The sequence below is a fragment of the Bradyrhizobium sp. genome, assembly GCF_019242285.1.
Taxonomy (GTDB): Bacteria; Pseudomonadota; Alphaproteobacteria; order Rhizobiales; family Xanthobacteraceae; genus Bradyrhizobium.
In genome coordinates this window covers 1-8,863 of record NZ_JAFAVV010000224.1, presented here as the reverse complement: position 1 = coordinate 8,863, position 8,863 = coordinate 1, and the positions used below count along the sequence as shown (strand labels likewise).

Below are 8,863 nucleotides of genomic sequence, written 5' to 3'. Positions count from 1 at the left end.
TGGAAAGCCGGCCCCGCCGTCGCTCGCTCGGTCTCGCATTACAGGCTGCACGCATTCAAACGCAGGCTGCCCCTATTGCGACCGACGCGCGAGCAATCAGAAGACGCCGAGCCGTGTCGTGACTACCACACTCGCATGGAAAGCTGGCCGCCACCCAGGGTTACCGTGGAGCGATGGCTCAGCCGTGTCATGAAAGGGTCATTCGAAGAATGCCGCGCCCTTTTCGGGTGTTCAAGCTGATTTGAGGATCAATTCGATGTTCGAGTTATTGGTGGCGCTCATTGCGCTGTTCAGTTTTGCGATTTTCCTGGCACATGCCGTGGCGGCCTATCAGGTCAAGTAGACAGATGGCGTCTCGATCTCGGGCTGCCCGCTTCGACCTCGCGGCGCGAATAGCGCTCGTCGCCCGGCCTGAATCCGAGGACAGGAAGGGCGCCACGGCGAGGTGTGATTTTGTCTGGACCGAGCGGGAGTTCGTTACGTGAACCTGTTATCGACCGTCGCAGGGAGGCACGAGGCCGGAAAACCGGCTGCGCGCGGAATGAAATTTCCTCAACGGAATCAGGCTGACTGGAGCTGTCCAGTCCCCTTCGCAAAAATTTCTTCCTTTCCATTTTTCCGAATTTGTGGTTATCTCGCCCCAACCTGCCCCGATGAGAGGGGCGTACGCGCGATCGTCACGACACGCGGGGCGGGCTGCGATGGACGTGATGGTGCTGCGAGACGAGCAGCATCTTGCGGACGGCGAAATCGTGTGGTCCTGGCGCCGCGACGCTGGCGTCAAGCTTGCGGGTGATGATCTCGCAGGTGACGGGGGCAAGAAAGCCCGCTCCCCGGGGAGAGCACGTATAAGCCGTAACCCATCGCGCAGGGAAGGCTGGGTATTCTCGGCTGCACCTGTGGTTCCTGCCCCGTGCGTTCTTGTTGCACGGGGGCCATGGGCGTCAGCCGGCGCCCGGTCTTCCCTGCGCCCTCTGCTCTTTCGAGGGTGTTCTCATTTCCAGAACTCGGACGCGATCCGCGCCGCGAGAACGCGAGGTTGTGGCCGCGCAGCGTCCGACAAGCCGCGTGCCGTCACAGACTCGCCAACAAGCTGGCGGCATGAAGGGGATCAGCCGGCCCGAGCGGCGCGCTCGACGAGATCGATTTCAGCCCCGACCCACGATGCGGATTGTGCCCTTGAATACCAGTAACAACAGCTTTGCCTCCGCTTGCGGCCGGTCGCGGATGGCAACCATCCGCAGGCTCGGCTTCGCCCTCGGCATGGCGGCGCTGCTGCTCGGTCTCACGAACCCGCCGGCGCTGGCGCAAAGGCGCGTGGCGCTGCTGGTCGGCAACAACGCCTATCAGAACGTGCCCGTGCTGAACACGGCGATCAACGACGCACACGCGCTGGCCGAGACACTGGGCAAGCTGAATTTTTCCGTGATCGTCGCCGAGAACCAATCGAGCCGCGCCATGAGCGAGGCACTGCTCGCGCTCGACAGGATGGTCGAACCGGGCGACACCGCCCTGTTCTTCTTCGCCGGCCACGGCTTCGAGATCCGCGGCGAGAACTTCCTGGTGCCGACCGACATTCCGGTGGTCGGCGAGGGGCAGGAAGAACTCGTCCGCGACGCCGCCTATCCGGCGACCCGTATCGTCGAGCGCCTGCAGGCGCGCGGCGCCCGCACCGTGATCCTGGTGCTCGACGCCTGCCGCAACAACCCGTTCGAACGGTCGGGCGGGCGCGGCCTCAAGGGAGCCGGCGGGCTGGCGCCGATGACGCCGGCCGAGGGCGTGTTCATCCTGATGTCCGCCGGCGCCAAGCAGGTGGCGCTCGACCGCCTGTCGGGAAAGGACGGCGATCCCAACTCGGTGTTCAGCCGGAATTTCATCCGCGAATTGCAGGAGCCGGGCCTGACGCTGGTGCAAATCGCCAAGCGCACTCAGATGGATGTCAGGACGATGGCGTCGACGATCGGCCGGGAGCAGACCCCTGCCTATTACGACCAGATCGTCGGCGACGTCGTTCTCAATGGCGCCGCCGGCGCGGCTCTAGCTGCGGCCGTGCCGACGCCGCAGGTCGCAGCGCTACCCTCGGCGATAGCCAAGCAGCCGCAAGCGCTCGCCGTCCGGCCGCCGCCGAGCGAAGCCCTCGCCGAGCTCGAGGCGCTGGCGGCGGACGAAAGCTGGCACGAGCTCGGCACGCGCCTCACCGAGGTGAAACCGACCGAGCGCAGCGACCGCTGGAAGGCGCTGGTCGAGCAGGCAGCGCTCGGCGAGCTCGCGCCGCTCACCTCTGCGTCGAGCGGATCGCCCGACGAGCGGCTGGCGGCGATCGAGCATTACTATCCCGCGTTTGCCTCGCTGCGCGGCTCGCAGAGGTTCATGGCGCTGCGCGCGCGCATCGGGCTGGACGCCTTCGGCCGTTGCTTCGATCGCTCCGACGGAGAGGAGCTGCAGCGGTGCCGCGACCGGCTCGACCGCTTCGTGCATACAGCGCCGATGAGCGCCGAGCTGGCGCGCGACGCCGGCACGCTGGTCGTCCACAAGCTCAACCACGCCAACGCGGCGCCGTTCTTCGCGATGGCGTTCGAGGCGCCGCATGGCGACCTCGTCTGCGCCGCCCCCGAGCTCGAGACCGCCGTCATCTCGGCGCTCGGCTCGCCCGGCGAATGGCTCGAAGCGAAATCGGCGGTCACACTCGCCGACCAATGCTGGCCGAACCTGCAGAGGGCGATCGTGGCCGAGGTCGCGCGCGAGACGCCCGACAGCTATTATGTGCACAATAGCTGCCCCCTCCTCGCAAAACACAATGCGATGACCGGCTCGGCCGCGGCGCGCTGCCGGGCGACCGCGAAATAGCGGCCGCGGAATGCCGCGTCAAGACATCGCGCTGGATGAAACGTCGCTGGGGCATCGAGGCCGCTGGCATGTTCGATGGATCGGTTCGCAGGCCTGATGATGCATCCGGGCGGTCAAAGATCAATCGAAATGGAGCTGAGCAGCGCGAGGCTGACGAACAAGCAAGGCCGCCTCGCTCGCACGAGAAGGCCCGCTCCCGTCAACGAACGTCGGCGTCTACCCTCCGACGCAGCTCCGAACGAAATCCCTGCGCTGAGGGCCGACGACCTTCTGGTCGATCGCCTGCTTCAGACAATCGAGATGCGCCTGCGCCATGCAGAGCTGCATCTGGTCGCGCTGCTCCTGGCCCTGCGCCGCCTTGGCTGCGGCCTGACAATCCGCCCGCTTGCCGGCCGTCCCGGAAGGTGCAGCCGCCTGATTGGCCTGCGCCGGAGCCGCCGGGGCGGCAGTCGTGTTGCCGGATTGAGCATGGGACGCGGTCACAAGACCGATCACGATGAGCGCACTAACGACAGATTTCACCGATCACCTCCATGATGAATTTCCCGGCCCCGAAATCCGATTCAATTGCCCTGCGGCGCGACACGGATCGCGCCAGCCAGGAAAGCCGTGTGCAAACGGGTTGGCTGTGCCCGCGGGCGGTCCGGAGTCCCATGACGCCTCAGTGATTCTCCTCGAAATCCTCGGGCGACAGGCCGAACTCCGCCATCGCCTCCTCGAGATAGTCGGCGAGCATCGGCGTATCCATCAGGTAGGTGGCAGTGCGGTTGTTGTGGGCGCGCACAGCATCCTGGCGAAGTTCGCGCAAGTTGTCGCGCTCGCCGTCGCCGCGGCCAAGCCACATCAGCGCGACCAGATCGATCTGCTCGTCGACATTCAGGTCGCGGATGAAGGCTGCAAGCTCGGCGCGATCGGTGGTGCGGCTCGAGCCGCCACCTTCCGCATCATCGTCGGTCAAATCCGAGAGCAGCTCCGGCTCGCTCGCTTCGATGTCGGATTGGCGCGCCTTGGAGACGATGAAGAACACCTTCTCCGGCGAGATCGATAGGTTTGGAGCATCTTGCATGCAGTGCACTCTCCCGGGAACGAGCCCTGTCGCAACCGGCCGGCAAGCCAAGCATGACCGGCAAGGCTCACTTTGCGCAGGATCAAGGAAGTATCATGATGGCGGGTGGTTTCACATGGCCGTGAAACGCTGGATTCCCAATACCAACCGGCTACCGAGCCCGAACCTCGCCCACCAGCCCGGCCGGGCCGCGCGGAGCTACCAATCACCAGGTGTCGAAGAAACCATGCGGCTGCTGAGCCACCAGCATCACGGGCCGGTTGGCGTGAGCCTTCGCAACCCTGCGCTTGGCTTGGGGCCTGACGGGATGCTCGGCCAACTTCGCCTGCGCCGTCTGGCTGACCTTCGGATTGGATGCCGGTCCACCCTGCTGCGGCAATTGCGCAAAGGCCTCGCGAACATGCGAGGACTTGGCAGAAACATCGGAGTTCGCTGCCGCGACCAGCGCCGGCTTGGCGATCTCGGCAGGCGCCACGATGGGCGCGCTGGTATCGAACACGACGCGCTCGGGCCATTTGCGGTCGGAGCGAATTCGCACTTCGGGATGGTCGGAACCCGAAGCCAGAGCGCTCGGAAGCGGGACCGCCGGCAGCAGGGCATCACAAGCGAAGAGGAGCGCCAGGAGAACGCCTCCAATGAACACAAAATATCGCAGCAAAGGCATCTCGACACCGCTCTACCCGCGCCCATACGCGGAGCTTTCGCCCAACTGGCGGCCTATCAATTCGTTCCTCCAGGTGTCGAATGGTTCAAGGACTTGGCCAATTTTGCAATTTGCCAGATTAGATCCGGCTTGCCGCAACCACTTCACCGTGTCGGCATTACCGGCGACGGGCCGCCATGCAGGCGAACGCAGGTCTTGCGGCTCCTCATCCTCACGGTGTCGGGAACGACCCGGATGCGATCGGCCAGATGGCTGACCCGTAGCGCAAACGTGGCGAAAGTCTTCGATCCGAGCCGGCCCAGCCGCCAGGACCGGAACGGGATGGCAAGCCTCCCAACTTGGGTTGCGCATCTGGTCGGCGCATGCCTGCAAGCGTCTCGCTTCGAGATGGTACACGGAAATCCCGACAATTGGAGAGCGGCGCAAGTCTCCTTTGCAGCGCGGACGATGGCCATGCCGGACCCGGACCGCTAAGGTCGGTGTCGCCGCACGACCGTCATGCGTTCGTGCCGTCAATCGCGTCGCCGACGGGCGCGCCAGCACATGGGGAGACTGACAATGCCGACCGTCACCTGGGACCATATTCATCTGCGCAGCCCGGATCCGGAAAGCACCGCGGCCTGGCTGCAAGACATCCTCGGCGGCGAGATCATCCGCGGTCCCGGCCGCATCGACGTCAAGCTCGGCGGCGCCAATGTGTTCATTGCTCCGGTCGCGCCGGGAGACCGCGTCAATGCGCCCCCTGCGACGCCCTATCAGGGGCTCGATCACTTCGGCCTGACCGTGAAGGACATCGACTCGGTCGCCGCCGAGATCAAGGCCAAGGGCGTCGAGTTCACGAGGGCCCCGACCACGATACGGCCCGGCGTGCGCATCTGCTTCATCCGCGGCCCGCAGGGCATCTCGGTCGAGCTCCTCGAGCGCGATCCGAAATACGCCTGACCGGCAGCGCGTCACGTCATCGAGCCCGGCATGAAGCAGCGGATCGTTATTCCGAGGTAGCCGCGGATCGGCCAGACCATGGTTCGGCCGATCCGATTGGGCTCGGTGATGACGGCTTCGTCGGGAACCTCGATCCACTCGCCGTCAATCCGCACCCGATAGTGTCCGCCCGATGTTTCCCAATCAACGTCACTGAGCGCCGTGCCGTCCGCATCCGAGCAGCAAGGTCCCTTGCCGCTTCTCAGGCCGTCGAACCACGCCTTCAACTCGGGAGTGGAGCTGCCATACTGGCCGCGATCGCGCGCCTGACTCGACGAGAATGCGAGCGCCGTCAACAGAGCCGCGCAAGTGACTCGAAGCGTCGTTTGCTTCCTTCCCGCGCGATGCTCGCGAGGGTTCTTCTTGGGGCACGCGTCCCTTTCTTGACGCGCTCGCCGCGGCACATGGCCGCCGGAATCGATCCAGTTGCTCATCTTGTTCGGCTCCTGCACCTACCCCAGGGGTGCAAAGAGTGTTATGCATTTAGCGGGCCAATTTTATGTCCGCTGTGATTCGCTCGCGATTTCGTGTCGCAGCAATGCACGATGATCAAAGCGAACCGCGTTCGTGGTCAACCTGTCGCGTTGCACACTCAATTCACGTTTGGCATAAAAGGTTCCTGGCCGCGGTGGGCGCCGCGGGCGGCAACGGGACATCATGAAAAACGGACTTTACTCGATCCACGTCACCCTCCTCGATGGGCGCGTCGGCAAAGGCAGCGGCGTCGTCGTGTTCCGCGACGGCAAGATCGTCGGCGGCGACGCCTATCTGTATTATCTGGGCAGCTACACCGTGAAGGACAATACCTTCAAGGGCGAAGTCTTGGTGCAGCGCCACACGTCGAGCCCCGACGCCAATCCGCTGTTCGGCGAGCCAAGTCCGGTCGGCGTCGGCGTGTCCGGAACATTCACCGACACGCGGGCGGAGATGAGCGGCACCGCACTCGTCGGCAAGGCCAGCCAGATCTTCGGCGCGACGTTGCGCAAGCTCGCCGATATCGACTAGCGGGCCAGTCCCTACTCCGCCGCCTGCTCCAGCGGCGCGACGCGGGGCAGGATGATCTGGATCCGCGTGCCGCCATCGGGTTCGGAATCGAGATCGAGCCGTCCGCCGAGCCGGCTGGTGACGATGCTGTAGACGATGTGCAGGCCGAGTCCGGTGCCGCCCTGATCTCTTCTCGTCGTGAAGAACGGATCGAAGGCGCGGCGGCGAACATCGAGACTCATGCCGCAGCCATTGTCGGAGAAGATGATCTCGACGTTGTCACGGCCGGAGGCGCGGGCCTGGATATCGATCAGCCCCGGCCTGCCGTCCGGGAATGCGTGCGCCACCGCGTTGAGGAACAGGTTGGTCAGCACCTGACCATACGGACCCGGATAGCTGTTCATGATGAGATTGGGCTCGCACGCGACGTTCAGCGTCAGATTGTGCTTGCGCAGGCCTGGCCGCAGACTCATCACGACCTGCTCGGTCAGGTCGGCGAGGTCGAAGCTGCGCTGGTCGGAATAGTTGCGATCGGCCGCGACCTGCTTGAACGACTGGATCAGCTCGGCCGCGCGATTGAGATTGGCGACGAGCTGCCCGGATGCGTCGCGGCTCGTCCTGAGAAACTCGTTGAGCGAGGACCGGCGGAGATCGCCGCGCTCGACCTCGGCGGCGAACATCGCGGCCTTGCGCTCCAGCGCGGACGCAACGGTGAGGCTGATGCCGACGGGATTGTTGACCTCGTGCGCGACGCCCGCCACGAGCCGGCCGAGGGCTGCGAGCTTCTCCGCCTCGATCAGCGAGGCCTGGGTCTCGCGCAGATTGCGCAACGCCGCTTCGGCCGCGTCGCGCGCCTTGCGCATTTCCTGTTCGCTGCGTTTGCGCTCACCGATGTCGAGCGCGACCGTGACGATGCGCTCGATCTCGCCATCGGCATCGAGCAATGGCAGCTTGTTCACCAGCCACTGCCGCATGTTGCCGAACGAGTCCTGATACTCCTCCTCGTAGAAGCCGACCTCGCGCTTCTGTTTCAGCACCCGCTGGTCGTTCTCGTCGGTCTTGGCAGCGCCGTAGCGCGACATCAGCTCGTTCGTCGTGCGGCCGATCGCCTCCTGCGGCTCGACGCCGAAGATACGCGCCATGTAACGATTCATCAGCACGTAGTGCAGGTTCCGGTCCTTGACGTTGATCACCGCGGGAACGGTGTCGATCACCTGCTGCAACAGCCTGCGCCCTTCCGCGATCGCATCCTCGGCGCGCCGCTGGTCGGTAATGTCGCGCACCGTTCCTTCGTAGCGGATGGCATTGCCGTCGTCGTCATGCACGACGGTCGCGCTGTCGGACAGCCAGAGCACGTCGCCCTTGCGGTCGTACACCTGGTATTCGAAGTCGCGCACCGTGCCGTCCCGCTGCATCAGCAGCTTGAACTGCTCACGCGCCTCCGGATGAACGTAGATCGTGTCCGAGATGTTGCTGTTGCGGATGCTGTTGATGAACTGCTCCGGCGTATCGTATCCCATCATCCGGGCGAGCGCCGGATTGGCGTTGAGCAGCGCGCCGCCCGGCGTGGTCACGTAGATGCCGTCGACCGACGTTTCGAACAGTTTGCGGTAGCTCTCCTCGGCGAGCCGTTGCTCGGCAAGCGCCCGCACCGCCGCCTCGCGCGCGGCGTCGGCCTCGAGCAGCGTGCGCCGGAACACCTCGGCGGCCCGGGCGATATCGCCGATCTCGTTTTCGACATCGGTGTCCGGGATCGAGGCTTCCTTGTCGCCCGCCGCAAGCGCGCGGATCGAGCCGGTGATCCGGGCCAATGGCCGGACGGTGCGGCGGACCACGAAGATGGCGGCGAAGATCGCGCTGAGCACGCCGAGCGCGCCCAGCACGATGCTCTGCCACTTGGTTTCCGCCAGCGTTCGGGCAAAATCATGCGACAGCACTCGCCCCCGCCGCGCGGACAATTCGCGCAGCAGCTCGGTCACCCGTCCGATCTGCCGTCCCTCGGTGCCGAGCACCTGCTTGTCGAGCTGGGCGATTTCGCCTTCGGTGCCGGTGATCGAGATGATCGCGTCGGCATAGCCGCGCGCCGCGTCGCGCAGCGTCGGATCGTCGATCGACAAGGCCAGCATCCGATTGGCCGATTGTTCGGCGCTCACGGGATCGTTCGCCAGCAGCGCGGTCGCGATCTCGCTCTGGATTCGGAACACGGCCCGGGCGCTGCTGCGATCCGGCACGTCGCCCATCGCCTGCTCGAAGCGGGTGCGGAGCGGCGGCAACGCCGCGAGCAGCTCGGCGCGGCGCGAGATCAGGACGGAGCCCCGCTC

At 65.2% G+C, this 8,863-nt stretch carries 8 protein-coding genes; 3 read left to right on the top strand and 5 right to left on the bottom strand.

Annotated features, from left to right (window positions below; all coding sequences use genetic code 11):
* Positions 1-1,263: 1,263 nt before the first annotated feature.
* Positions 1,264-2,847, top strand: coding sequence for a caspase family protein (locus JOY90_RS08795; protein ID WP_291690754.1), 1,584 nt, complete (start codon positions 1,264-1,266; stop codon positions 2,845-2,847).
* A 216-nt stretch (positions 2,848-3,063) separates the two neighbouring features.
* Here the strand turns inward: JOY90_RS08795 and JOY90_RS08790 are convergent, their stop codons facing one another.
* The 3 genes from JOY90_RS08790 to JOY90_RS08780 all read right to left on the bottom strand — a co-directional run bounded on the left by JOY90_RS08790 (position 3,064) and on the right by JOY90_RS08780 (position 4,451).
* The gene (locus JOY90_RS08790) at positions 3,064-3,369 is read right to left on the bottom strand and encodes a hypothetical protein (protein ID WP_291690753.1); all 306 of its coding nucleotides are present in this window, start codon (positions 3,367-3,369) and stop codon (positions 3,064-3,066) included.
* 139 nt (positions 3,370-3,508) lie between these two features.
* Positions 3,509-3,913: a DUF3775 domain-containing protein gene (locus JOY90_RS08785; RefSeq protein ID WP_291690752.1), complete on the bottom strand. Its 405-nt coding sequence runs from the start codon at positions 3,911-3,913 to the stop codon at positions 3,509-3,511.
* A 205-nt stretch (positions 3,914-4,118) separates the two neighbouring features.
* The gene (locus tag JOY90_RS08780) at positions 4,119-4,451 is read right to left on the bottom strand and encodes a hypothetical protein (RefSeq protein WP_367276899.1); all 333 of its coding nucleotides are present in this window, start codon (positions 4,449-4,451) and stop codon (positions 4,119-4,121) included.
* 684 nt (positions 4,452-5,135) lie between these two features.
* Here JOY90_RS08780 and JOY90_RS08775 point away from each other — a divergent pair.
* Complete coding sequence (locus tag JOY90_RS08775) at positions 5,136-5,519, top strand: VOC family protein (protein WP_291690750.1); 384 nt, start codon at positions 5,136-5,138, stop codon at positions 5,517-5,519.
* 11 nt (positions 5,520-5,530) lie between these two features.
* Here the strand turns inward: JOY90_RS08775 and JOY90_RS08770 are convergent, their stop codons facing one another.
* On the bottom strand, positions 5,531-5,992 hold the full coding sequence (locus JOY90_RS08770) for a hypothetical protein (protein ID WP_291690749.1): 462 nt from the start codon (positions 5,990-5,992) through the stop codon (positions 5,531-5,533).
* A gap of 223 nt (positions 5,993-6,215) precedes the next feature.
* Between JOY90_RS08770 and JOY90_RS08765 the strand changes: the two genes are divergently transcribed.
* A complete protein-coding gene (locus JOY90_RS08765) occupies positions 6,216-6,563 on the top strand; it encodes a GrlR family regulatory protein (RefSeq protein ID WP_291690748.1) in 348 nt (115 codons plus the stop codon).
* A gap of 11 nt (positions 6,564-6,574) precedes the next feature.
* Here JOY90_RS08765 and JOY90_RS08760 read toward each other — a convergent pair.
* Positions 6,575-8,863, bottom strand: a 2,289-nt coding sequence (locus JOY90_RS08760) for a PAS domain S-box protein (protein ID WP_291690747.1), incomplete at its 5' end; no start/stop codon positions are given.